Here is a 25,510-nt window from a genome sequence, read left to right as displayed (position 1 = left end):
TTTTTCAACCCATCTAGACTATAATAGTTTAATAAATTCATTTTTAAGAGATCGTATTTTTTTACGATCTCTTTTTTTATTCACAAAAGTGTTTATATCTTCATTTTAAATTAAAGAAACAACATGAAATCAATTTTTACTTTTATGTTCCTTGCATTTTTTAGCATTTTTACTTTTGCTCAAAACGCACAATCAGAACATGATTACCCAACAACAATGCCTTCTTTTCAATTTGTAAAAATTAAAGGTGATGGTATTTTTGATTCGAAAGATTTAAAGAAAAATAAACCTACAATTATCGGATTAGTTTCACCAGAATGTATTCACTGTTTATTATCGTTAGAACATTTAAATAATAACTTCGATAAACTAAAAAATGTAAACATTGTTTTAGTTACCGAATATAGTAAAGAAGAATTTTACAATAAGATCAATCCATTAGCGCCTAAATTTTATCAATCAGAAGCTGTAGAAATAGTACAAGATTCTGATTATGAATTTGCAGAAAAATTCAAACCACTAACAATTCCAACATTCTATTTATACAATAAAAAAGGAGAATTAATTACAGTAAAAAGAGGATCTGTAGAAGTAAATCAAATCTTCCAATATTTATAAAACAATAAGACATAAAAAAAGCGACTCAAATGAGTCGCTTTTCTTTTATATTCAATTTGGATTATTTTCCTTGTTGAGCTTGAGCTTCAAATTGCTTTTGTAACTCTTTTAATTGCTCTTCGCTTAAACCACCTTGTGATGGAGCTGGAGCAGCTTCACCTTCTTTAAAGTCTACTAATTCAACTTCAAATTCTAAAGCTTGGTTTGGTCCAATTTGTCCTCCTGGCGCACCGTTTTCACCGTATCCTAATTCAGCTGGAATGTAGAATTTGTAAACTCCACCTTTAGACATTAATTGTAAACCTTCAGACCATCCTGGGATTACAGCGTTTAATGGGAATTCAACAGCTTCACCTTTATTGTTTTTATCAGTAGAATCGAAAACTTTACCATCAGATAATAATTTTCCTGTGTATTTTACTTTTACAATAGAGTTAGCATTTGGTTTTGCACCTGTTCCCTCTTTAACTACTTCGTAAACTAACCCAGAAGCAGTCGCTTTAGCTTTACCTCCTTTCTTAGCTTCAACTAATTTTTTAGATTCCTCAGCATTTTTCTTAGCTGTATTTTTCATGTGATTCTGAGCGTAAGTGTCTAAGAATCCCATACCAGCTTCCTGAGTAATTAATAATTTTTTGTGACGCACTACATCCATAATACCTTGTACGATGATGTCTTTGTCTAACTGATCTAATTGTTGTTGGTTGATAACAGTTTCAATCTGTTGTCCCATTTGTTGACCAATAGAGTAAGACTCTCTCCCTGTAGATCCGTTTAAATAATCTTTTAAACCTTTCTCTAATTGAGCGTAATCGATACTATCAGATTCAACTAAACGAGCAGACATTTGTTTAACTCCTTCACCTAAACCAACTCCGAAAGCGTAAGATGCTTTTTGATCGTCGTTATCTAATTTTTCTACAGTTTTTCCTTTGTTACATGAAACTAATGATGCAACAACGAAAATTCCTACAAGAATTTTTTTCATTATATCTGTATTTAACTATGCAAGTTTACAAAATAATTTGGTAAAATCACTTTTTATTGAGCGTTTTACAATAACTTTTTATAGTTCTTAACTATTCGTATAAATCTAAACCAAACTCTTCTTTTAATTTCAGAATTGTTGGATTCTTTTCAACAAACGCTTCAAACTTTTGTTTAGTTGTTAAAATATGGCTTTTCGCCTCTGCTTCAGACTGTTTTACATCAATTGTAAAATAGAAATTATTAATTGCACCTCTCAAACCATTCAAAATTCTACTTTTATAAATTTCGAATTCGGCTTCTGATGATGCAGAAATAAATTCTAACTGTATTACATTATTCTCTAATAAATTGATGGTTGTTGTCGCTAGAGCGTTATAAGCAGGTATGCTGTGTTCTATTTTTAAGCGATCTAAGAACTTATTCCAGTAACCTTCAACTTGTTCTAATGTATAATTATCACGAGGTAAATCATCTCTTAAAATCTCATCTGCGGCTTCTAATTTTTCATTAGATTCATTGATGACATTTTTTAGACTAAATGCAGATCCATTAGATGAACCAAGAGGTTTTGATGCTCTTTTATGCTGATTTTCTACTAATTCAGTCGGGACTGGAGTCCTTCTAGGAGATGGCACTCCTTGATTTTGATTGACAGAAACAGTATTTGCAACAACCTTATTTTGATTAGCTTGTTGTTTAGCATCTTCCGTTAAATAAAACGAAGGTGGAACTATCCTATATTTTTTTTTTTAAGCCCTTGCTCTTCTGCAGTTAAAGAAGCAAGTTGCATTAAAGCAATTTCAACAGTTAATCTTGGATTTTTACTTGTCTTGTAATTGATATCTGCATGATTACAGATTTCTATCGCACCAAATAAGAAAACACTTGTACATTTTTGTGCATGTTCTACATATTTAGTTTTTGTTCGTTCGCCAACTTCTAATAATTGAACTGTATTTGCCGTTTTTGCCATTAAAAGATCACGGAAATGAGATCCTAACCCTGTAATGAACAAGTGCGCATCAAAACCTTTATTTAAAATTGTATTGAATTGAAGCATAGCTTCAGGAATATCATTATCTAAAAATGCATCAGTCATTTTAAAATAATATTCATAATCTAATACATTTAAGTTTTCTGCAACTGCATCTAAAGTTAAATTTTTATTTGTGAAGGTTGTCATTCTATCAAAGATAGAAAGCGAATCACGTAAAGCTCCATCTGCTTTTTGAGCGATTAAATGTAAAGCATCATCTTCATAAGTAACAGCTTCTTTTGTTGCTACATTTACTAAATGACCTTTTATATCTTCAACCGAAATTCGTTTGAAATCATAAATCTGACAACGAGATAAAATCGTTGGTATAATTTTATGTTTTTCTGTAGTCGCTAATATAAAAATTGCGTGCGCTGGTGGTTCTTCTAATGTTTTAAGAAAAGTATTAAAAGCAGCTGTTGATAACATATGTACCTCATCAATAATATAAACACGGTATTTTCCTACCTGTGGTACAATACGAACTTGGTCTATTAAACTTCTTATATCATCTACTGAATTGTTTGATGCTGCATCTAATTCAAAAATATTAAATGTAAAATCATTATCTCCGTCTACTCCATTTTCTTCGTTTATTTTACGTGCTAAAATACGTGCACAAGTTGTTTTACCAACTCCACGTGGTCCGCAAAATAATAAAGCTTGTGGGATTTGACTACTCTCTATCGCTTGTTCTAAAGTATTTGTAATTGCAGATTGTCCTACGACATCTGAAAATTCTAACGGGCGATATTTACGAGCTGAGACTACAAAGTTTTCCATATGTAAGGCAAATATAATAGTTTTAATTCTCGAATAAAAAATATAATTTTAGAAAGTAAAATTTACTGATTTTTACAATAAGTCTACTTTAAAGTTTTATATTTTTGCAAACTCATACACTATAATAGAAAATGGCTATAAAAAATACACAAGTAGAACCAAAGAAAAATAAATCCAAACAATATATAAATGCAATTTTTGCAGTAGTTGCATTTTTAGGACTTATATTACTTCTATCATTTGGTTCATTTTATTTCAATGGATTTGAAGACCAAAGTCAAATTTCGAATATGGCAGATCGCGATGTTGTCGCTCAAAACATATTTGGAAAATTTGGTGCTTTATTGGGAGAAATCTTCATTCATTATGGTATTGGTATTGCAGCTTTTTTCTTACCATTTTTCTTATTCATATTAAGTGCAAAAATCATTACAGGTAAAAAAATATTTAAACCATTTAGCTTTTTATCTAAAATCATTTTCTTTTTAATTTGGATTCCAATATTTGTAGGATTTATCTATCCAGATCATCCACAATTTTCTGGTGTAATGGGGTTTGAAGTAAATGACTTCCTTAATAGTTTCATCGGAAAAATCGGTGTAGGTGTATTATTATTAGTTTCATTAATTATATACTTAACTTTCCGTTACAATCTTACGTATGAAACTTTTCTTGAATGGAAAGAAAAACGTGCAGAAAAAATTAGATTAGAATTAGAGGCTGAAGAACAAAAAAGAATAGATGAAGAAAAAATTCTATTAGAACAACGTAAAAAAGAAGAAGCTGAAGAAGCTGAACGTAAACGTTTAGAGGATTTAGAAAAAAGAACTAAAAAAGAAGAAGATTTAATCAATCAATTTAATATAGAAGCTGAACAACAACAGCAAATTAAAGAATTAGAAGAAATTGCTTTAAAAGAAGCTGAATTAGAAGCCGCTGCTCAAGTAATAGAACCTCAGTCACCAGAAGATGCTTTTGTTTTAGATATAGAAGAACCTGAAATAGTAAACATTACAGATGCAGTAGAAGAAGAAATTGAAAGTATTGAAAATAATGATTTCACTTTCGAAATTCCTAAAGAAGAAGAAATGGTTGAAATTGAACCAATTTCTACTGATGGTTTAGAATTAAAAATAGAAAGAATTCCTGAGGAAGAAACAGTTGAAGAAACCGCAGCAAGATTAGTTGCTAAACAAGGTAAATACGACCAACGTCAAGAGTTACCTAATTATCAATTTCCACATTTAAATTTATTAAAGAAATATGAATCTGGAGCAAATGCAACGATCGATCAAAAAGAGTTAGAGCAAAATAAAAATAGAATTTTAGAAACCTTAAGAAATTACGGAATCGAAATTCAATCTATTACTGCGACAATTGGTCCAACTGTAACTTTATACGAAATTGTACCAAAAGCAGGTGTTCGTATTTCTAAAATTAAAAACTTAGAAGACGATATTGCCTTAAGTTTAGCTGCATTAGGTATTCGTATTATAGCTCCAATTCCTGGTAAAGGAACTATTGGTATTGAGGTTCCAAACAGTAATCCATCTATGGTTTCTATGCAATCTGTTTTAGCATCTGCTAAATTCCAAAATGCAGATATGGAATTACCTATTGCCTTTGGTAAAACGATTACAAACGAAACATTTGTTGCCGATTTAGCAAAGATGCCTCACTTATTAATGGCCGGTGCAACAGGACAAGGTAAATCTGTTGGTTTAAATGCGATTATTACTTCTTTAATTTATAAGAAACATCCTTCTGAATTAAAATTCGTAATGGTTGATCCTAAGAAAGTTGAATTAACTTTATATTCTAAAATCGAAAGACATTTCTTAGCTAAGCTACCAGATGCTGAAGAAGCAATTATTACTGATAATGCTAAAGTTATTAACACTTTAAATTCTTTATGTATTGAAATGGACGAGCGTTATGAATTATTAAAAAATGCTTACGTTCGTAACATTAAAGAATACAATGTTAAATTTAAAGAACGTAAATTAAATCCAGAAAACGGACACAAGTTTTTACCATATATCGTATTAATTGTAGATGAGTTTGCTGATTTAATTATGACTGCTGGTAAAGAAGTCGAATTACCAATTGCTCGTTTAGCACAATTAGCACGTGCCGTAGGTATCCACTTAATTATTGCAACACAGCGTCCATCTGTAAACGTAATTACAGGTACAATTAAAGCCAATTTCCCTGGTCGTGTTGCTTTCCGTGTAACTTCTAAAATCGATTCTCGTACAATTTTAGATTCTCCAGGAGCCGACCAATTAATTGGTAAAGGTGATATGTTATTTACAACTGGAAACGAATTAGTACGTTTACAATGTGCTTTTGTTGATACGCCAGAAGTAGATGATATTACAGAATTTATTGGAGAACAAAGAGGTTATCCAGATGCAATGCATCTACCAGAATATGTTGGCGAAAACGAATCTTCTCCTTTGAGTATAGATTTATCAGATCGTGATGTATTATTTAACGATGCTGCTCGATTAATTGTAATTGCACAACAAGGATCAGCCTCATTATTACAGAGAAAATTAAAATTAGGATACAACAGAGCTGGACGTTTAATCGATCAGTTAGAGGCTGCTGGGATTGTAGGCCCTTTTGAAGGAAGTAAAGCAAGACAAGTTTTAGTTACAGACGAGGTTAGTTTGGAACAGTTGTTGAATAATTTAAATTAACAAAAATGTCAAATTGTATGAAAAAAATTCTTTTTAGTTTCATACTCTTATTAGTAGGGGTTGGAATGGTAAATGCACAAACAGCAAAACAATGGTTAGACAAAGTGCATAATAAATACCAAAATGCGCAGTCGTATTATATCAAATTTGATTTTGAACATCAGAATAAAGGAAATTCACAAAAAAAATCAGGTGAAGTCTATTCTGCAAAACAAAAATTCAATTTAAATGTAGATGATGTAAATCAAATTTTTGATGCTAAAAAATTATATACTATTTCTAAAGAAGATCAAGAAGTAGTTATTTCTAACGCAAGTAATACAGATGATTTCTTAACACCTACAAAGGTACTTAACTCGTACAAAACAGGATATCACTACAGTTTAGATAAAAAGCAAACAATTGGTGGACAATCAATTCAGTTCATCAAATTAACTCCTACTACTCAAAACGCTACAGTTAAACATAGTATTTTAGGTGTTAATGCAAAAAACAACCAGATTTATTCGTACCAAGAATTTGGAAAAGATGGCTCAAAAACAACGATTACTGTAAAAGATTACTTAGAAAATTTAATTATTCACAAAGATTACTTTAACTTTGACCAAAAGAAATATAAGTCAAAAGGCTATATTATTACTCAATTATAATCAATGTTTAAAAAGCTTGACGGATATATCCTTAAAACCTTTTTAGGACCATTTTTTTTCATTTTCAGTATCTTATTTTTCATCTTCATTGTTCAATTTGCTTGGCAAGAAATGGAAAAATTTATTGGTAAAGGATTAGAATGGTATACCATCGTCGAATTATTATTATACTTAGGTATAAACGTTATACAATTAGTTTTACCATTAACCATCTTACTTGGGTCTATTATGACCTTTGGAGGTTTTGGTGAACGATATGAATTAGCAGCAATGAAAGCGTCAGGAATTTCTCTTGTACGCATCATTGCTCCTATTTTTGGTTTAGTACTTTTAATGTCAGTCGGTCTATACTTTTTCGGAGATCGAGTAATGCCTCTTTCTCAGAGAAAAGCAAAAAATTTGGCATTTTCTATACTACAGACTAAACCTACCATGCAAATTAAGGAAGGAGTTTTTAACGAATCTATTCCTAACTTTCAGTTAAAAATTAATAAAGTAACAGGTGAAAATAGTGAGTTTTTAGAAGATATCTTCGTTCATCAGAATGCAGGTTTCGGTGAAAATACAATGACTATTTTAGCTAAAAACGGAATTTTAAAAGCTGATAAGGAAGATAATAGATATTTAAAACTTGAATTATTTAATGGTATTGCCTACACAGATAATATACAAGGTAAAAATATATTAGAACGCCAAAGACAAGAAAATCAAACGACTAAGTTTGATACTTTAAATTATTACTTTGATATTTCTGAATTAATAGAGAAAAACGGAGAGAATAATCAGGTCGGAGATCATTTTAAATTTTTAAATGGTGGTGATTTATCTAAAATGATAGACACATTAACAACATCATACACCGAGCTATATAAAACAGAGCAACAAAAAGCATTTGATAATACTTATTTTTATTCTAAAGAATTTCAGAAAGTAGATTCAGCTAACTTAGCTCCTGTAGTAGAAATTGATCAATTTAATCCACAAGATCAAGATCGTATTTATTTACAAGCCATTCAAAATGTACAACGCGACAAAGAAAACTCGGGTTACCTTGTAGAACAGTTAAAGCAAAACGATAAATATTACTCAAAAGTAAATTTACATTACTACCGTAACTTATCATATGCTGTAACTTGTATCATCTTCTTTTTAATTGGTGCTCCATTAGGATCTATCGTTAAAAAAGGAGGTATTGGTATGCCAGTAATTATATCGATAATTATTTTCGTTGTATATTTCGTTATCAATTTTACAGCTGAAAACATGGCTAAAAATGGAAAAATAGTTCCGTTTGTAGCTGCATGGATTGCAAACTTTATTGCACTACCTTTTGCAATTGTATTTTGTATAAAAGCAAATAACGATTCAGGATTATTTGATTCGTCAAAATACATCGATCCTATCATAAACTTTGCTAATAAGTTTAGAAAAAAGAAACAAATCACGGAAGAACATTCCCGCTACCAATAAAGTATAAAAAAAATGAGCACAAGATCATCTCAATTGAACACAATTGAAGAAGCACTAGAAGATTTAAAACAAGGTAAAGTAATTATCGTTGTTGATGATGAAGATCGTGAAAACGAAGGTGATTTCTTATGTACAGCGCAATCTGCTACACCAGAGGTTATCAACTTTATGGCAACACATGGTCGCGGATTAGTTTGTGCGCCATTAACGCAAGATCGTTGTAAGAAATTAGGTTTAGACTTAATGGTTGGGCATAATACAGCTATATACGAAACAAATTTTACAGTATCTGTAGATTTACAAGGACATGGTTGTACAACTGGTATTTCGGCTTCGGATCGTTCAAAAACAATACAAGCTTTAATCGATGATAATATCGATCCAGATGAATTAGGTCGTCCAGGACACATTTTCCCTTTAATTTCTAAAGACGGTGGTGTTTTAGTTCGTATGGGACATACAGAAGCTGCAGTAGATTTAGCTCGTATGGCTGGGCATTATCCGGCAGGTTGTATCGTTGAAATTTTAAAAGATGATGGTGAAATGGCACGTTTACCTGAACTTTTAGAAATTGCAAAAAAATTCGATTTAAAAATAATTTCTATCGAAGATTTAATCGCTTATAGATTAGAAAACGAATCATTAGTTAAGCGTATCGAAGAATTTACAGCTAAAACTAGATTCGGAGAATTTAACTTAATTGCATACCAACAAACAACAAATGATCAAGTACACTTTGCTTTAACAAAAGGTGAATGGACGAAAGATGATGTTGTTCCAGTTCGAGTAAAATCTACAAATAATTACTACGATTTATTTTCAGCCTTACAAAACGGTGAAACTCCATTATTAGAGAAAACTGCTAAGATTATTGAGGAAGCTGGTAAAGGTGTAATTATCTTTATTAACAATATTCAGAATGCAGATTTAGTTCAATCTAAATTAGAAGCATTCAAAGCATTTTCAGGAGGATTAATTGAATCTGGTGTTTTACCAGAAGATGAGAAAAACCATGGAATTGGTTCACAAATCATTAAAGATTTAGGTATCACTAAAATGAATGTAATTACGCGTAATGCTGACGAAAAACCACACACAACTCAGTATGGTTTAGAAATTGTTGAATGCACAAAATTATAAGAAACTAAAATTTCTATAAAACAAAAACCCTACTTATCATCATAATAAGTAGGGTTTCTTCATTAATAAAAAAATCATAATTTATTTAGTGTATATTACTTAAACGCTTCTTTGAATGTTTTGGTTTAAATAATTTCCTAATATATTTTGAGTCTCTGTAAAGATTCCAATTCATTAATAACACACTGAATAACACTACGAATAATCCCGTAATCTGTAATTCAGTAATTACATCATCTGTAAAGAAATAACTTAAGGCAACCGCTACAATCGGATTAACATATGCATAAGTTGACACTTCTGTAGCTGGTCTAATCTGTATTAACCACAAGTAGCAACTAAATGCTAATATTGAACCGAAAGTGATTAGATAAATTAACGCTCCCCAATTCTCTATCGTTACTGCAGTAATATCAAAACTACTATACTCACCATTAAATAATGCTACAAAATTAAAGGCTAACCCAGCTGTTATCATTTGCCACGCTGTTTTTACCATAATATGTAAATCTTCGCCTTGGTTCTCCTCTTTTTCCACTACGTATTTAGAGTATAATGATCCCAAAGTCCAAGCTATTGAACCGATAATTAAAACTATCATTCCAATAATTTTCAAAGATTTAGAACTTGTGTCAGATGTTACCATTATTTGCTCTGCAAAAAGTAAAATAACACCTATAAAACCTAAAATCAATCCAACAACAGTTGGTAAAGATGAAAAATTTTGTTTCCATTTTGGTTTATCAAAAATAATAAACCAGATTGCCGCAGCTGCAGCCATAATTGCTACAATACCACTTGCAATAAATTGTTCGACCCAAATAATTGCAGCCATATCTACAAACAGTAATAGAAAACCAATAAAAGCTGTTTGCTTAATAATTCGTTTATTCCATAATTTATATCCCTTCATTTTACAATACATCATTAATATAATTGACGCAGCAATAAAACGAAGTGATCCAAGAACGAATGGAGAAAACCCTTCTAAAGCTTTATGTATAAAAAAGTAAGTAGATCCCCAAACTACATAAATAACAAAATAAGCGAACAATATTAGGTAGGTAGAGTGTTCAGATTTTGTTGACATTTTTTATTGTTTTATTCTGGAATTACAATCGTAGGAACTTCTTTTATCGTTTGTAATACAATTGTTGTTCTTGTCGATGTAATCCCACTAATTTTACTTAACGAAGTTCTCATTAACTCTACTAATCCTTCCGAATCGGCAGTTCTAACTTTTATCAAATAACCATCATCACCAGCAATATCATGGACTTCTAAAACCTCAGGAATTTCAGCTAAAAGCTTACCTACAGTTTCGTCACCGATAATATCAGTAGTTTTGATAAAAATAAACGATAATAATTTTTGTCCAATCGCCAGAGGGTTTATCTTAGCATGATAAGAAAGAATCACTTTTTTTTGTTCTAATTTCTTAACTCTTTCTAAAATACCAGACGGAGCCATTCCAAGCTCCCTTGCGATATCAGCATTATTGATACGAGCATTCTCTTGCATCATTCGCATGATCTTTAGATCGGTATTATCTAAATTGATTTCTATTTTGTTCATATTGGGTGCAAAAGTACAAATAATATGTATAATATTCGATATTTATATTTTATTTTCGAATAAAATTCATTTATATAAATTAAACACAGAATCATTTAGTAAAATTTCAGTAAAAAAAATAAAGCTGAACCAAGTTTGGCCCAGCTTTATCAATAATAAAACAATCAATAGTATTTAAATTATATAAGTCCTAGTCTTTGTTCAACATAGAGTGTTCTTTTGTGTCTTTCATAAAGAAATAAACAACTAATGAAAAGGCGATACAACCTGTAATGTACCAGTAGAAATAATGCTCTATATTGTTTTGTTTGAATAATAATGCGATATACTCTGCAGAACCACCGAAAATACATACCGTTAAAGCGTATGGTAAACCAACTCCTAAGGCACGAATTTCAGCAGGAAATAATTCAGCTTTTACAACTGCATTAATAGATGTATATCCCGAAACAATAATTAAAGCAACCATTAAGAAAGCGAAAGCTCCCCACATTGTTGTTACGTTTGCCAATCCCGTTAATAAAGGAACTGTAAAAATTGTTCCTAAAACTCCGAACGCTAATAATAATGGACGACGACCTATTTTATCGGATAACAAACCAAATACTGGTTGTAACATCGCAAAGATTAATAAAGATAAAAATGAGATAAATGTTGATTCTTCTTTTGTTAAGTTTACAGTATTTACTAAAAACTTTTGCATATATGTTGTATACGTATTAAAAGCTAAAGTCCCTCCCATTGTTAATCCAACTACAGTTAAAATTGCTTTTGGATGTTGTAACAATAACTTAATAGAACCATTTTCTTCCTTTTTATCAGCAGTGTCATTATTTTTTTCGAAAGCTTCAGTTTCGTGTAAATTCTTTCTTAAGTATAAAGCGATAACTGATAAGATTGCACCAATTACAAAAGGAATTCTCCATCCCCAAGCAGATAATTCATCATCTGTCAAAACAAAATTCTGTAAGATTAATAAAATTCCTAAAGCAATTAACTGACCACCAATTAATGTTACATATTGGAAAGATGAATAAAATCCGCGTCGGTCTGCTGTTGCCATTTCTGATAAATATGTAGCAGAAACTCCGTATTCTCCTCCTACACTTAGCCCTTGTAATAAACGTGCAATTAACAATAATGCTGGCGCTAAAACACCAATTGTTGCGTATGTTGGCGTCAATGCGATTAATAATGAACCAAAAGACATTAATAAAACAGATAATGTCATTGCTCTTTTTCGTCCAACTTTATCGGCAATTGTTCCAAATAACCAACCACCAATCGGACGCATTAAAAATCCTACTGCAAATATTCCGGCAGTATTTAACAACTGCGCTGTTTGATCTCCAGTAGGAAAAAATGAAGATGAAAAATAGATTGCAAAAGCTGCATAAGCGTACCAATCGTACCACTCAACTAAGTTTCCGATTGATCCACCGATAATTGCTTTTACACGATCTTTAACTGTCAATTCTGAATCAGCTTTAGTATTTTTTTTCCCAGCAATCACTTTTTTGGATTCCTGGTCAACAACTGTTTTTGTGTGTATAGTTTCTGACATTGTAGTGTTTATTTGTGTGGGGTTAATTTTTATTATAATGCAATTTGTAACGTAAGTAAATGTTCTCCTCTACGAGTAAAAACTTCTTTAGATTCTTTATCAAATAAAGGCCTTGATGAATATTGATAAGCAACTTTAGCATTCTGAGCAAGAATAAATAAATTAGCTCCGATATCATAAAAATGTCCTATTTCATTCAATCCTTCTAAATCTTTTAAAGCATATGATGCAAATGGTTGCACTTTTACAACTTCGCTAAATTTTGGCAAAACGAAACCTGCTTGTGTATACCACATATTTCCGGTTCCCATCAAAAATTTATTATTTCCAAAACCATCTAAAGCAACTTGACCTTGAAAATCTGGATCGGCACTACCTGGATTCATCAAACCACTTGTTCTTAAATAATTTGGTCCAAAATCATATTTATAGAATACAGAATAGAAGCTCATTGACATTTCTTTTGATTTTGGTCCAACTGGTAAATCTAAAAAAGCATCTGCTCCTAAAATAAATTGATCATGCGATTGAAAAACATCAACTTCTGGTTGAGATAAAGTTGCTTCTTTAGTCGCATAAAAACCTGCTCCTAAATTGAATACTTTTTTAGAACCTAAATATGTTCCAGCCAAGAAAGAAGTTGCAGTCATTTCTTTATCTAAAAACTGATACATTCCGTAACCTGCAAAAGATAATTTTCCTGATTGATTATTCTCTACCGTTTGACCAATTGTTGGAATTTTATTCGTCGCAAAAGGTTTATTTACAGAAACACGATAATTAAATTTATTCAACTCGCCATGTGCAAAAAGTCCTATTTGACGAGAAAATTGATCTGAAACCTCAATATTTGGGAAATTAAAAACTGGTAAATCTGCCGTTAACAACTTCGTTGTACTCGCATTTGTCATACGAGAAACTCCAGCCCAACCATGCAATCCAGCCCCTACATATAAATGGTTTTTATTTGCTTTTTTAGTTAAACGATCAACTCGTGGAATTATCGATAACTCGTTATAAGCATCCATAAAAAATAATTGTGGTTTTTTACCTTGTCCATTGGCTCCAGTACCTGTTCCACCTCCCGAAATAAAAGATTGATTGTTAATCCCTAATTGTAAAACGATTGAATAAGCATGGGATAATTGCGCATTCATAGAAATACGCATACGACGAATACCGGCATCAAAAGTTGTCTCTTGTGGTACATTATTTACCAAAGTACCTGGATTATTCTCTATTGCACGAAACCAAATTTGACTTGACAATCCAAATTTCAGATTCTTTTCACCAGATTCGTCTAAATTAAATTTAATTTCTCCTAACGAATTTTTGAAATGATTTTTTGATTCATTTGACTGTTCTGTTACAATCACTTCATTAGGCTGAATTGTATCTTGTGCAGATACAAAACCTGAAAATAATAAAGTGAAAATAAATAAACTTTTCTTCATCTGTTAATTGATAGTAGTGTTATTTGTAAAATTGTGTATTATTTACACCACTAAATAACAATCGAATTTTGAAGAAAATTTGAAGTTTTTATGAAGAAAGTTTGAAATTTTATAAAACTTTAATATACAATTGTTTATATGTTTAAATCACTAAAATTTAATCGAAAAAGAATGAGTATTTCCTTCAAAGTCATAAATAATATCAAAATTATATAACGTTAAAATCTTTTTTACTAATGCAAGGCCAATACCAATAGACTCTGAATTGTATTTACCTTTTTTAAAACGCTGAAAAATAGTTTCATTTGTAAATTCTTGTTCACTTCCAGTATTAGTAATTTTAAAGCCTGATTGATTTAAGACTATCGAGATTTCTCCACTCGGAATATTATGACGATTTGCATTACTTATTAGATTAGAAAAAGCTATTTGAGCTAATAATGGATTTAATTTTATAAAAACATTCGCTTGAATATCAAATGTAATTGATACACTATTCATCACAATCATATCTTCTTGTTCTGAAACAATCTCTTTGATCAACTCAGAAAGATTTATTTTTTCATCTGTAATTTCATGATGATCCAAGCTCATTAATAAGACCAATGAACGATTTATAGCCGAAACTTTATTCAATTCATCATACATTTTACTTAACGAAAACATTTGCTCTTCTGTTAATTCAGAATTCAACATCAACTCTATTTTTCCCTTAATATTAGCTATTGGAGTTTGAAGCTCGTGCGAAAGATTTTGTGTAAATTCTTTCAATGCTTCGTAATGTTGAACTGATTGAGATGAAGTTTTTACAAATAACTCATTTAAGTTATTTAATTCTTTAATATTTGTCTGAACCAATTTCAATTCGTGATTTTCACGAACATCAAATCGTTTCATTTCATCTAAAAGATGATAAAATGGCGTATATAATTTCCGAGTAATTAACTCACCAAAAAAGATAATTGTAATAATAACGAAGACAAAAATCCAAGCTACAACCATTATAATTCCTACAAAAAATTCATCATCAATAATCGTTAAACTAATCTGACTTTGTATAGCATAATGAGTTTTTCCAACAAAAGGATAAGTTGTTACAGACACATGATTAACCATTGTTTGTAACATATCGTTCCATTCGTAATTCCCTTCACGAATCACTTCATCTATTAAATTATTTTCTGCAACAGATAAAATCTGGATTTTTACGTGTGGATGTACATTTTGGATCTGTTCAATAGATTGTGTACGAAGTTTATTTTCTACAACTTTATTTAAGTTTTCTAACTTTCCGATAGCAGATTGTGTCGTTGCACGCTCTATCGCGAAAAAGAATATAATAAACCCAAACGTCATCGAAAAGAAAACGATAATGGTAAAATATTTCGTTAATTTTTCGCTCAGTCGCATTTTATACTGCCCATTTATAACCTAACCCATAAACCGTTTGTACATAATCAGTTCCGCCAGCTTCACTGATTTTACGACGTAAATTCTTTAAATGTTGATAAATAAAATCAACATTATCAAGGTTATAAGTATAATCTCCCCAAAGATGTATTGCTATTGCTTGACGCGAAAGCACTCTATTTTTATTATTAATGAAGTAAACCAATAAATTCAGTTCTTTTTTAGTTAGATTAAGAATCACACCATTCACTTTACATTCCATTGATTGCATATCAATCGAAATCTCATTAAAAGTTAAAATATCACTTATTTGATCTTTTTGACTTCTGCGCATAACTGCTTTAATTCTCGAATGTAATTCTGGCAACGGAAATGGTTTTGTTATATAATCATCCGCTCCGCTATCCAATCCTAAAATTTTATAATCTAAAGAATTTTGAGCCGAAATAATGATGACTTGCGCATTAGGATAAGTTTTTTTTACACGCTGAAGTAACGAAATTCCTGTACCATCTGGCAAAGTAATATCTAATAATATACATTCATAATCGAACATTGTAAGTAAATCTTCAGCCTGAGCAATAGTAGTTGCCCATTCGCATACATAATTTTCTTGCGTCAAAAAATTAATGATATTCATCGCTAGTTCGTTATGATCTTCAACAAGTAGTAGTTTCATCTTTTGGTTAATCTGTGTTTAAAGTTAATCTTTTTCAGAAAAAAAGAAAACCATTTCTAAAATTAGAAATGGTTTTTATATTTTAAAATGATAACTGAAACATTAAGATATGTTCTCCTTTTCGATCAAATTGTTTCCTATCTGCCGGATCATATAACGGTCGAGAAGAATATTGATAACTTATTTTTGCAGATTGTGATAACACAAATAAATTTGCCCCAACATCAAAATAGCTTCCCATTTCATTTAATCCTTCTAAATCCTTTAAAGTATAAGCTGCAAATGGTTGTAGTTTTACAGTTTCACTAAATTTTGGCAACAAGAAACCTGCTTGTGTAAACCATAGATTACCGGTTCCTAATAAGTTTCTTCCGTTACCTACACCTTCCATCGCAACTGTTCCCGTATAATTAACATCTAATATACCGGGATTCATAATACCTAAATTTCTTAAATAATTAGGTCCAAAATTATATCTGTAAAAAACTGAATAAACATTAATCGCCATTTCTTTAGACTTTGACCCTATTGGTAAATCGACAAAAAAATCAGCACTTAAAACAGAATGGTCATGCGATTTAAAAAGACCTTCCTCAGATTGTGATAATGCTCCATCTTTAGATGAATAAAAACCTGCACCAATATTAATTACTTTTTTCGTTCCTAAATAAAACCCAGGTAAAAAAGCAGTTGATCCAGATTCTTTATCAAAGAAGTTATACATCACATAACCTGAATAACTTAATTTCCCTGATTGATTATTATCTACAGTTTGACCAATATTTGGTTGAAGATTAGTTGCAAAAGGCTTGTTTATCGCAAAACGATAATTAAATTTATCGTATTCACCACGAACAAACACGCCTAATTGACGAGCAAATTGATCTGAATTTTCAATATTCGGATAATTAAAAATAGGTAAATCTGCCATTAATATTTTTCCGGTCGAGGCATTACTCATACGAGAAATCCCATTAAAACCATGCAAACCTGCTCCTAAATATATATTGAAGTTATTTTCTTGTTTAGTTTTAAAATCTTTTTGAGGAATAATTGCTAACTCGTTATAAGCATCCATAAAAAAGATTGCAGGCTTCTTTCCTTGCCCATTTGCTCCAGTTCCTGAACCACCACCAGCAATAAATGATTGATTATTGATTCCTAACTGCACATAGATTTGATAAGCCGGCGATAACTGCGCTTGCATCGTTACACGCATACGGCGTAAACCTGCATCGTACGTATATTTTTGTTCAACACCATTTACTAAAGTTCCTGGATTATTCTCAGTACTTCTTAACCAAACTTGAGAGTTTAATCCAAACTTTAAATAACGCTCACCAGATTCATCTAATTTAATATTTAAATCACCTAAAGAGTGTTTAAAAACCGGTCCTTCGGTATTCTTTACTGATTCAATAATCTCTTTATTTTCTTTTATCACAGTATCATTTAAAGCTTTAGTTTCTTGCCCTATAACATTTGCTGAAAGCATCAACAATCCTGTATATAATAAAATTTTCCTCATATTTTACACCAAATAAGCGCCAAATATATTAAATAAATAATCTATAGATTTATTCATAATTACATATCAAAAATAGCATTGAGCAGAATTAATGACTTTTTTAGAAGAAATTGAATCTTGATTAGATTTCATTTAAAACAATTGTAAAAACTGTAAATTTCATTAGAATATATTAATTTATAAATGTTAATAACTTTATTAAAAATAAAAAAGGCTGCCCTAAAAGGACAGCCTTAATTTATTTAAAAAAATTTCAGTTAAAGAATTAGTTTCCTCCTTCTTCCATTTTCTTTTTTAATTCTGCTAACGAATCGATATCTCCTAAAGTAGAAGTTTCGATTTTGTTATTGTTATCAGATACTTTTTCAGCTTGTTTAGCTTCTTCCTCACGGAAAATAGCTGTGTGAGAAACAACTACACGACGGAATTCTTTGTTGAATTCAATCACTTTGAATTGAGTTTCTTCTCCTTTCTTAACGCGAGAACCATCTTCTTTATCTAAAGTACGAGCTGGAGCGAAAGCTTCAACTTCTTGGTCTTCAAATTGAACTGTAGCACCTTTATCAAATACGTCAACTGCAACACCTGTGTGGATAGTTCCTACACCGTATTTAGCTTCGTATTTATCCCATGGATTTTCAGTTAATTGTTTGTGACCTAAAGATAAACGACGAGCTTCAACGTCTAATTCTAAAACAACTACATCTAAAACATCATCTACGTTAGTAAACTCAGATGGGTGTTTAATTTTCTTAGTCCAAGATAAGTCAGAGATGTAAATTAATCCATCAACTCCTTCTTCTAATTCTACGAAAACACCGAAGTTTGTGAAGTTACGAACTTTACCTTTGTGAGTTGAACCTACAGGGTATTTAGTTGTAATATCAGTCCAAGGATCTGGAGTTAATTGTTTGATACCTAAAGACATTTTTCTTTCTTCTCTGTCTAAAGTTAAAACTACTGCTTCAACTTCATCACCAACTTTTACGAAATCTTGAGCAGAACGTAAGTGAGTTGACCATGACATTTCAGAAACGTGGATTAAACCTTCTACACCTGGAGCAACCTCAACGAATGCACCGTAGTCAGCTAAAACAACAACTTTTCCTTTAACTTTATCACCAACTTTAACTTCAGCATTTAAAGCATCCCATGGGTGAGCTTCTAATTGCTTGATACCTAACTGGATACGAGACTTATCTTCGTCGAAATCTAAGATTACAACGTTGATTTTTTGTCCGTCTTCTAAAATTTCAGATGGGTGGTTGATACGAGACCAAGATAAATCAGTGATGTGGATTAAACCATCAACACCTCCTAAGTCTACGAATACACCGTAAGAAGTAATGTTTTTAACTTCTCCTTCTAAAACTTGTCCTTTCTCTAATTGAGCAACGATTTCTTTCTTCTGAACTTCGATATCAGCCTCGATTAACGCTTTGTGAGAAACTACTACGTTTTTGAATTCTGGGTTGATTTTAACAACTTTGAACTCCATAGTTTTTCCTACGAATTGTTCGTAATCACGGATTGGTTTAACATCGATTTGAGAACCTGGTAAGAAAGCTTCGATTCCGAAAACGTCAACAATCATACCTCCTTTAGTACGAGCTTTGATGTAACCGTTAACGATTTCTTGAGCATCGTGTGCTTTATTAACAGCATCCCATGCATTTAATGTACGAGCTTTTTTGTGAGATAAGATTAACTGACCGTTTTTATCTTCACGTTGATCAACCATTACTTCAACGATATCACCAACTTTTAAATCAGAGTTGTAACGGAATTCGTTTAATGAAATAACACCTTCTGATTTGAAGTTGATATCAACAATAGCTTCTTTATCTGTAACACGAACAACTTGTCCTTTGAAAACTTCATTTTCATTTAAGTCTTCTAAAGTTGTATCGTACATTTGCTCTAATTCAGCTTTTTCTTTACGATCATCTTCGTTTAAACCTGATTCGAAAGATTCCCAGTCAAAAGATTCTGGAGCAACGTTTGCGTTAGCAGTAACGTCGATTTGAGCAGTTTCAATTACTTGCTCTTCTACTTGATTTTCTGTAGACATAATAATATGTTTTGTATCTCAATCAGTTTTATTAGAAGTCATTAAATGTAAATAAATGACCGAGAGATGTTTAACTTTAAAATAGTTCGCCGACTTCTTTCACATTTTAGCGAGTGCAAATATATGTATTAATTTTCAATTATTTACACCTATAATCTGAAAAAAGATAATCTAAATCGGTAGTTTTATCAATCTTGGAAAAGATTTTGTAGTAACTTTATAAAGAATCAACTCATTATTATGGACAGCCTAAAAAAAATTAAACGCTTCTCTAAAATTGTTAGTGTACTATCTAAATATGGTTTTGAAGAAATTATTTCAAGAAGTAATTTTGAAGCATTAACTCCAGATTTTTTAAACACTGGCCATACTCAAGAAATATTTAATCAAAACTTCAACCAACGTTTCAGGCTTGCTTTAGAAGAATTAGGACCGACATACATCAAATTTGGTCAGCTTTTAAGTAATCGAAAAGATTTAGTCCCTGAAGATTTGATTGTTGAATTAAAAAAACTTCAAGATAATGTTCCGCCTGAACCAATCGATATTGAACGAAGATTAGAAGAGGAATTTGGTATTGTTATTAACGATCATTTTTTAGAAATAGAAAAAGTTCCGTTTGCCGCAGCAAGTATTTCACAAGTTTACCGAGCAACTTTAATAACAGGCGAAAAAGTAATTTTAAAAGTTAAGCGATCAAATATTCAACAAATAATTGAATCTGATTTAGCATTGATTCGTGATTTAGTTTTCTTTTTAGAAAAGAAATATATTAGACTACAAAAACTATTTATTTCTGAAATTGAAAAAAGTTTTGAAAACTCGATTCTAAAAGAACTTTCATTAATTAATGAATTCCAAAATATTGAACGTTTTAGACGCAACTTTGAAAATAGCAAAGATGTATACGTTCCGAAAACTTACGAGGATTATTGTAATAACAATATCTTGTGCATGGAATTTATTGAAGGTTTTAAAATTACTGATGTTACTGAATTATGTCGTAATAAAATTGAGCCTAAAAAAATTGTTGAAAAAGGTTTTGACATTTATTTAAAACAATTATTAGATGATGGCTTTTTTCATGCTGATCCTCATCCAGGAAATATTTTCATCAAAGAAAATGGTGAAATTGTTTTTATAGATTTCGGTTCTATGGGTGTTCTAACTGTTGGTGAAAGAGAAATTCTTGAAGAAGTTGTTATTAATTTTGGATTAAAGAACACCAAAAGAATTGTTCGTTCCTTAAAAAAGATGGCTGTTAAGCATTACATAGAAGATGACAAACAGCTTGAAAGAGAAATCTCGGATATTTTTGATTACTTAGAATATAATACTGTTGATACAATTGAAGTTCAGGTAATCATTAAAAAATTTAATAACATCTTAAACACTAATCATATTCTTTTACCTGAGTATGTTTATATCTTGTTACGAGGTATTGCTTTAATTGAAGGAATAGGTCAACAATTAGATGCTGATCTTAATGTTCAGAAATCAATGCGCCCTTACGCCGCAAAATTAGCAAAGGAAAAATTATACCCTCAAAATATTGCTAAAAAAACAATTAGAAATTTGAGCGATATAAAAGATCTATTTGATGATATTCCTGAAGACACTTTAAAACTAATAGAAAAAATTAACAACGATCAATTAGCATTAAACTTTAAAATTGCTGAAATTAAATTAATCTTATCTATTTTTAAGTCTAGTATCAATAAACTTGTTTTGGCTATCTTAACATTAACTTTTGGTATTGGTGCAAGTATGTTAGCTAACACAAGAGTAAGACCTTTAGTATTAGATATGCCTTTGTTGGCTTGGATGGGATATGCTATGTCTGTAGTAACTGCTACCGCAATTCTTTATTACGTCTTCAAGAAAAAATAATACTACTATATAAATTACAAAGGTGAATCAGATGATTCACCTTTTTTTATTACCATAAATTAATAAAAACTAATAATAAAAAAGGCCTTCTCTAAGAGAAGGCCTTGAAATATATTAATTATCTATTGATAATTATTTTTTCTTTTTAGTTGCTGGTTTAACAACTTTAGTTTCAGTAACTACAGCTGTTCTTGGTAAAACCTCAACACGTCTGTTCTTTTGGTAACATTCTTCTGTTTCCTCAGTACATAATAATTGAGTTTCTCCTAATCCACGAGCAGTTAAACGAGATGCGTCAACTCCAGCTCTTTCATTTAAAACTTTAACTAATGCTTTAGCACGTTTTAAAGATAAAGTTTTGTTATAAGCAGCAGAACCTCTTTGATCAGCGTGACCGTCGATGTAGAAGCTTTTATCTTTTAAATCATCAGAATTTAAGATTTGAGCTGCAACACGTACGTCATCGTAAGAAGACTCAACAATTTTATCAGAGTTGTACTCGAATAAGATTGAAGATAAACGTTTAGCTACGTGAACTTCAGTCCAAGGACATCCGTTATTTTCAGCTGGTCCTTTAACGTCTGGACACTCATCTAATTTATCAACAACACCATCACCGTCTCTATCTGGACATCCGTTTGTAGCTGGATTGTTTGTAGCGATACCTGCTTCAGTAGGACAAGCGTCATCTTTATCTAAGATTCCGTCACCATCAGTATCTGGCCAAGGACATCCGTTGTTTTCTTGTGGTCCTGCAACCTCTGGACAAGCATCAACATTATCAGTTAATCCGTCTCCGTCAGTATCAGGCCAAGGACAACCGTTGTTCTCTTTTGGTCCGAATTCGTTTGGACATGCGTCTAAGTGATCTGGAATTCCGTCACCGTCTGCGTCTGGACATCCGTTTGTAGCTGGATCGTTTGTAGCGATACCTGCAACTTCTGGACATGCATCTTCGTCATCGATAATTCCGTCACCGTCTTTATCATTGTTTCCGAAACGGAAAGTTAAACCAACAGTGTGTTGGAAGAAGTCGAAGTAATCAGTTTTAGTAGCTGGAATCCAGTTGTAATCTGAAGCTACGTTTAAACCGAAGTTTTTAGTAATCCAGAAATTGATACCTACCCCTCCGTTTAATACGAAGTGATTTTTCTCACCTGTTACGTCTTCACGTAAAACATCTACTTGAGGATTGTCAGACTCACCAATTGTAGAATTGTAAGGAGTTGCAAATCCTGTGTAATCGTAACGGTGGTAACCAGCTCCGATTCTTAAGTAAGGATCAAACCAAGAGTTTTCTCCTAAGATGTATCCGTTAGCTAATTTGTAACGTAAACCTAAACCTGCGTTGATGAATAATTCATCGTTAATGTTTAATCTTTTGTTGTCAATTTCTCCTACAGAAGCAGTTAAATCAACATCGAAAGATCTGTTTAAATTACGGATAACAGATAATTTAGATAAAGGAGGAACGATATCCCAGTTATCAGTATCAAAGTAGTGATCGAAAGCTCCACGTACTGCACGGTGGTCAGTCGCGTGTGCACCTACTGTAATTGCCCAAGGATTTTTAGAATTCTGAGCGTCTACGAATGAGTTACCAGCTAATAGTAACGTCACCGCAGATAATAATAGATTAAACTTTTTCATTATCAAATATTTAGCGTTTTAAATATATTTATTTTTATGTAATTATAAAGCAAATTTAAGAATTCTTTATCATTCTATCCAAATCTCTTTTCAAATCTTTTCCTTTTATTGTTTCTCGCTTGTCATATAATTTCTTACCGCGAGCTAAATAAATCCTTAGTTTAGCTAATCCTCTATTGTTTACATAAAGGGTTGTAGGCACAATTGTCAAACCAGTTTCCTTGGTTTTTCGTTCTAATTTTTTTATTTCAGTTTTATTTAATAAAAGTTTTCGATCACGTCGAGTTTTATGATTAAAATGTGTTCCCCAATCGTATTCATCGATAAACATGTTAACGATATATACCTCACCGTCCTTAATTTGACAGAAACTTTCGGTGATTGAGGCTTTCCCCATTCTTATAGATTTTATTTCAGTTCCAAACAATTGGATACCGGCATCGTATGAATCTAATAGTTCAAATTCAAATCTTGCACGTTTGTTCTTAATTGTAACTTCCTTTTGCACTTTATTTTATTCCAATTAAAATTCGTAACTTTGCCGAAATGTTAAAACAAACATCATACCAAAAATTATGTTAAATGTTTCTAATTTATCACTTCAATTCGGAAAGCGTGTACTTTTCGACGAAGTTAATATAAAATTTACAAATGGCAACTGTTACGGTATTATTGGTGCCAACGGAGCCGGAAAATCTACATTCTTAAAGATTTTATCTGGAGATATCGACCCAACTTCTGGGCATGTTTCTTTAGAAAAAGGGAAAAGAATGTCTGTTTTAGAGCAAAATCACTTTAAATACGACGAATATACAGTTTTAGATACAGTATTACGTGGAAATAAAGTTCTTTATGATATTAAAGAACGTATGGACGCTTTATACGCTAAGGAAGATTTCAACGAAGAAGATGGAATCAAAGCTGGTGAATTAGGTGTTCAATACGAAGAAATGAATGGATGGAATGCAGAATCAGATGCTGCTACATTATTATCTAATGTAGGAATTGAATCTGATATGCATTATACTTTAATGGGAGATTTAGATAACAAAGCGAAAGTACGTATCTTAATTGCTCAGGCTTTATTTGGTAACCCAGACGTGTTAATCTTAGATGAGCCTACGAATGAATTAGACGTTAATACGATATCTTGGTTAGAGGATTTCTTAGGAAACTTTGAAAACACTGTAATCGTTGTATCTCACGACCGTCACTTCTTAGATGCTGTTTGTACTCACATTTGTGATTTAGACTTCTCTAAATTAAACTTATACTCAGGTAACTATACGTTCTGGTACGAGTCTTCTCAGTTAGCTGCGAAACAACGTGCACAACAAAACAAGAAAGCTGAAGAGAAGAAAAAGGAATTACAAGATTTCATTGCTCGTTTCTCTTCTAACGTTGCTAAAGCAAAACAAACTACTTCTCGTAAAAAAATGATCGAGAAATTAAATATTGATGATATCAAACCTTCTTCTCGTCGTTACCCTGCTATTATTTGGGAACAATCTCGTGAAGCTGGTGATCAAATTTTAGAAGTTACAAACTTATCTGCATCTGTAGATGGTGAAACGTTATTTAAAGATGCGAACATCACTTTAAAGAAAGGTGATAAAATTGGTATTTTCTCTCGTAACTCGAAAGCTGTTTCTCAATTCTTCGAAATTTTATCAGGAAATGTACAAGCTGATTCTGGTGAATTTGCATGGGGTATTACAACGACACAAGCATACTTACCATTAGACAATACAAACTTCTTTAAAGAAGATATCAACTTAGTTGATTGGTTACGTCAATATACTGAATCTGACGAAGAACGTCATGAAGAGTTTATGCGTGGTTTCTTAGGAAAAATGTTATTCTCTGGTGACGAAGCATTAAAGAAATCTTCAGTTTTATCAGGAGGTGAAAAAATGCGTTGTATGTTCTCTCGTATGATGTTATTACGTGCTAACGTATTATTATTAGACGAACCAACAGGTCACTTAGACTTAGAGTCGATTACAGCATTAAACAACTCTTTAGTTAACTTTAAAGGAACAATTTTAATGGGTTCTCATGACCACGAATTAATTGAAACAACATGTAACCGTATCATCGAATTAACTCCAAACGGAATTATCGATCGTTACATGACTTACGATGAATTCTTATCTGATCCAAAAGTAAAAGAATTAAAAGCGAAATACTACGCTTAATTTAATTCTAAAATTATCATAAATGAAGTCTAGATTGATTAATCAATCTGGACTTTTTTTTTTATTTCATCAAATAAATTGAAACAAAAAAAAGCCTAG

At 31.5% G+C, this 25,510-nt stretch carries 20 protein-coding genes; 7 read left to right on the top strand and 13 right to left on the bottom strand.

What is annotated here, in order from left to right:
• Positions 1-123: 123 nt before the first annotated feature.
• Complete coding sequence (locus EAH69_RS03005) at positions 124-618, top strand: TlpA family protein disulfide reductase (RefSeq protein ID WP_121933716.1); 495 nt, start codon at positions 124-126, stop codon at positions 616-618.
• Positions 619-679: 61 nt separating this feature from the next.
• On the opposite strand, the gene EAH69_RS03000 is transcribed toward EAH69_RS03005, so the two are convergent.
• The 3 genes from EAH69_RS03000 to dnaX form a co-directional block, all read right to left on the bottom strand.
• Positions 680-1,606: an FKBP-type peptidyl-prolyl cis-trans isomerase gene (locus EAH69_RS03000; RefSeq protein WP_121933715.1), complete on the bottom strand. Its 927-nt coding sequence runs from the start codon at positions 1,604-1,606 to the stop codon at positions 680-682.
• Positions 1,607-1,697: 91 nt separating this feature from the next.
• Positions 1,698-2,243, bottom strand: coding sequence for a hypothetical protein (locus tag EAH69_RS02995; protein ID WP_121933714.1), 546 nt, complete (start codon positions 2,241-2,243; stop codon positions 1,698-1,700).
• Between the two features lie 95 nt (positions 2,244-2,338).
• Positions 2,339-3,427, bottom strand: coding sequence for a DNA polymerase III subunit gamma/tau (gene dnaX / locus EAH69_RS02990; RefSeq protein ID WP_121933713.1), 1,089 nt, complete (start codon positions 3,425-3,427; stop codon positions 2,339-2,341).
• A 131-nt stretch (positions 3,428-3,558) separates the two neighbouring features.
• On the opposite strand from dnaX, the gene EAH69_RS02985 reads away from it, so the two are divergent.
• From EAH69_RS02985 to ribB, 4 genes are read left to right on the top strand one after another with little or no spacing between them, the layout of a single operon-like run.
• On the top strand, positions 3,559-6,132 hold the full coding sequence (locus EAH69_RS02985; protein WP_121933712.1) for a DNA translocase FtsK 4TM domain-containing protein: 2,574 nt from the start codon (positions 3,559-3,561) through the stop codon (positions 6,130-6,132).
• Positions 6,133-6,149: 17 nt separating this feature from the next.
• Complete coding sequence (locus EAH69_RS02980) at positions 6,150-6,782, top strand: LolA family protein (protein ID WP_121933859.1); 633 nt, start codon at positions 6,150-6,152, stop codon at positions 6,780-6,782.
• Positions 6,783-6,785: 3 nt separating this feature from the next.
• On the top strand, positions 6,786-8,252 hold the full coding sequence (locus EAH69_RS02975; RefSeq protein ID WP_121933711.1) for an LptF/LptG family permease: 1,467 nt from the start codon (positions 6,786-6,788) through the stop codon (positions 8,250-8,252).
• A gap of 12 nt (positions 8,253-8,264) precedes the next feature.
• Positions 8,265-9,392, top strand: coding sequence for a 3,4-dihydroxy-2-butanone-4-phosphate synthase (gene ribB / locus EAH69_RS02970; protein ID WP_121933710.1), 1,128 nt, complete (start codon positions 8,265-8,267; stop codon positions 9,390-9,392).
• Positions 9,393-9,477: 85 nt separating this feature from the next.
• On the opposite strand, the gene EAH69_RS02965 is transcribed toward ribB, so the two are convergent.
• From EAH69_RS02965 to rpsA, 8 genes are all read right to left on the bottom strand, one after another.
• Positions 9,478-10,482: an EamA family transporter gene (locus tag EAH69_RS02965; RefSeq protein ID WP_121933709.1), complete on the bottom strand. Its 1,005-nt coding sequence runs from the start codon at positions 10,480-10,482 to the stop codon at positions 9,478-9,480.
• 11 nt (positions 10,483-10,493) lie between these two features.
• The gene (locus EAH69_RS02960; RefSeq protein WP_230466692.1) at positions 10,494-10,958 is read right to left on the bottom strand and encodes an Lrp/AsnC family transcriptional regulator; all 465 of its coding nucleotides are present in this window, start codon (positions 10,956-10,958) and stop codon (positions 10,494-10,496) included.
• 199 nt (positions 10,959-11,157) lie between these two features.
• A complete protein-coding gene (locus tag EAH69_RS02955; RefSeq protein ID WP_121933707.1) occupies positions 11,158-12,531 on the bottom strand; it encodes an MFS transporter in 1,374 nt (457 codons plus the stop codon).
• 32 nt (positions 12,532-12,563) lie between these two features.
• Positions 12,564-13,985, bottom strand: coding sequence for a porin (locus EAH69_RS02950; protein ID WP_121933706.1), 1,422 nt, complete (start codon positions 13,983-13,985; stop codon positions 12,564-12,566).
• 150 nt (positions 13,986-14,135) lie between these two features.
• Entirely contained in the window at positions 14,136-15,395 is a 1,260-nt protein-coding gene (locus EAH69_RS02945) for a sensor histidine kinase (protein ID WP_121933705.1), read from the bottom strand.
• A 1-nt stretch (position 15,396) separates the two neighbouring features.
• Positions 15,397-16,074 (bottom strand): response regulator transcription factor, encoded by a 678-nt coding sequence (locus EAH69_RS02940; protein ID WP_121933704.1) that lies wholly within the window; start codon positions 16,072-16,074, stop codon positions 15,397-15,399.
• Between the two features lie 82 nt (positions 16,075-16,156).
• A complete protein-coding gene (locus tag EAH69_RS02935; protein WP_147439074.1) occupies positions 16,157-17,602 on the bottom strand; it encodes a porin in 1,446 nt (481 codons plus the stop codon).
• Positions 17,603-17,867: 265 nt separating this feature from the next.
• Entirely contained in the window at positions 17,868-19,673 is a 1,806-nt protein-coding gene (gene rpsA / locus EAH69_RS02930) for a 30S ribosomal protein S1 (protein ID WP_121933702.1), read from the bottom strand.
• Between the two features lie 240 nt (positions 19,674-19,913).
• On the opposite strand from rpsA, the gene EAH69_RS02925 reads away from it, so the two are divergent.
• Entirely contained in the window at positions 19,914-21,563 is a 1,650-nt protein-coding gene (locus EAH69_RS02925; protein ID WP_121933701.1) for an ABC1 kinase family protein, read from the top strand.
• A gap of 132 nt (positions 21,564-21,695) precedes the next feature.
• On the opposite strand, the gene EAH69_RS02920 is transcribed toward EAH69_RS02925, so the two are convergent.
• Both EAH69_RS02920 and smpB read right to left on the bottom strand, forming a co-directional pair.
• The gene (locus EAH69_RS02920; RefSeq protein WP_121933700.1) at positions 21,696-23,213 is read right to left on the bottom strand and encodes an OmpA family protein; all 1,518 of its coding nucleotides are present in this window, start codon (positions 23,211-23,213) and stop codon (positions 21,696-21,698) included.
• Positions 23,214-23,268: 55 nt separating this feature from the next.
• Positions 23,269-23,721, bottom strand: a complete 453-nt coding sequence (smpB, locus tag EAH69_RS02915; RefSeq protein WP_121933699.1) for an SsrA-binding protein SmpB — start codon at positions 23,719-23,721, stop codon at positions 23,269-23,271.
• 67 nt (positions 23,722-23,788) lie between these two features.
• On the opposite strand from smpB, the gene EAH69_RS02910 reads away from it, so the two are divergent.
• On the top strand, positions 23,789-25,411 hold the full coding sequence (locus tag EAH69_RS02910; RefSeq protein ID WP_121933698.1) for an ABC-F family ATP-binding cassette domain-containing protein: 1,623 nt from the start codon (positions 23,789-23,791) through the stop codon (positions 25,409-25,411).
• Positions 25,412-25,510: the final 99 nt, after the last annotated feature.

This window comes from Faecalibacter macacae, from assembly GCF_003687725.1.
Taxonomy (GTDB): Bacteria; Bacteroidota; Bacteroidia; order Flavobacteriales; family Weeksellaceae; genus Empedobacter; species Empedobacter macacae.
The sequence above is the reverse complement of the archived record's forward strand: the minus strand, read 5'-3'. Positions and strand labels throughout refer to the sequence as shown.

What these genes read in the sequence shown, in the direction of transcription:
- EAH69_RS02945 (WP_121933705.1), bottom strand. Translation starts at nt 15,395, where the DNA reads ATGCGACTGAGCGAAAAATTAACGAAATATTTTACCATTATCGTTTTC.
- EAH69_RS03005 (WP_121933716.1), top strand. Translation starts at nt 124, where the DNA reads ATGAAATCAATTTTTACTTTTATGTTCCTTGCATTTTTTAGCATTTTT.
- EAH69_RS02955 (WP_121933707.1), bottom strand. Translation starts at nt 12,531, where the DNA reads ATGTCAGAAACTATACACACAAAAACAGTTGTTGACCAGGAATCCAAA.
- EAH69_RS02920 (WP_121933700.1), bottom strand. Translation starts at nt 23,213, where the DNA reads ATGAAAAAGTTTAATCTATTATTATCTGCGGTGACGTTACTATTAGCT.
- EAH69_RS02980 (WP_121933859.1), top strand. Translation starts at nt 6,150, where the DNA reads ATGAAAAAAATTCTTTTTAGTTTCATACTCTTATTAGTAGGGGTTGGA.
- EAH69_RS02910 (WP_121933698.1), top strand. Translation starts at nt 23,789, where the DNA reads ATGTTAAATGTTTCTAATTTATCACTTCAATTCGGAAAGCGTGTACTT.
- EAH69_RS02950 (WP_121933706.1), bottom strand. Translation starts at nt 13,985, where the DNA reads ATGAAGAAAAGTTTATTTATTTTCACTTTATTATTTTCAGGTTTTGTA.
- EAH69_RS02985 (WP_121933712.1), top strand. Translation starts at nt 3,559, where the DNA reads ATGGCTATAAAAAATACACAAGTAGAACCAAAGAAAAATAAATCCAAA.
- rpsA (WP_121933702.1), bottom strand. Translation starts at nt 19,673, where the DNA reads ATGTCTACAGAAAATCAAGTAGAAGAGCAAGTAATTGAAACTGCTCAA.
- EAH69_RS03000 (WP_121933715.1), bottom strand. Translation starts at nt 1,606, where the DNA reads ATGAAAAAAATTCTTGTAGGAATTTTCGTTGTTGCATCATTAGTTTCA.
- EAH69_RS02975 (WP_121933711.1), top strand. Translation starts at nt 6,786, where the DNA reads ATGTTTAAAAAGCTTGACGGATATATCCTTAAAACCTTTTTAGGACCA.
- ribB (WP_121933710.1), top strand. Translation starts at nt 8,265, where the DNA reads ATGAGCACAAGATCATCTCAATTGAACACAATTGAAGAAGCACTAGAA.
- EAH69_RS02965 (WP_121933709.1), bottom strand. Translation starts at nt 10,482, where the DNA reads ATGTCAACAAAATCTGAACACTCTACCTACCTAATATTGTTCGCTTAT.
- EAH69_RS02935 (WP_147439074.1), bottom strand. Translation starts at nt 17,602, where the DNA reads ATGAGGAAAATTTTATTATATACAGGATTGTTGATGCTTTCAGCAAAT.
- EAH69_RS02925 (WP_121933701.1), top strand. Translation starts at nt 19,914, where the DNA reads ATGGACAGCCTAAAAAAAATTAAACGCTTCTCTAAAATTGTTAGTGTA.
- dnaX (WP_121933713.1), bottom strand. Translation starts at nt 3,427, where the DNA reads ATGGAAAACTTTGTAGTCTCAGCTCGTAAATATCGCCCGTTAGAATTT.
- EAH69_RS02940 (WP_121933704.1), bottom strand. Translation starts at nt 16,074, where the DNA reads ATGAAACTACTACTTGTTGAAGATCATAACGAACTAGCGATGAATATC.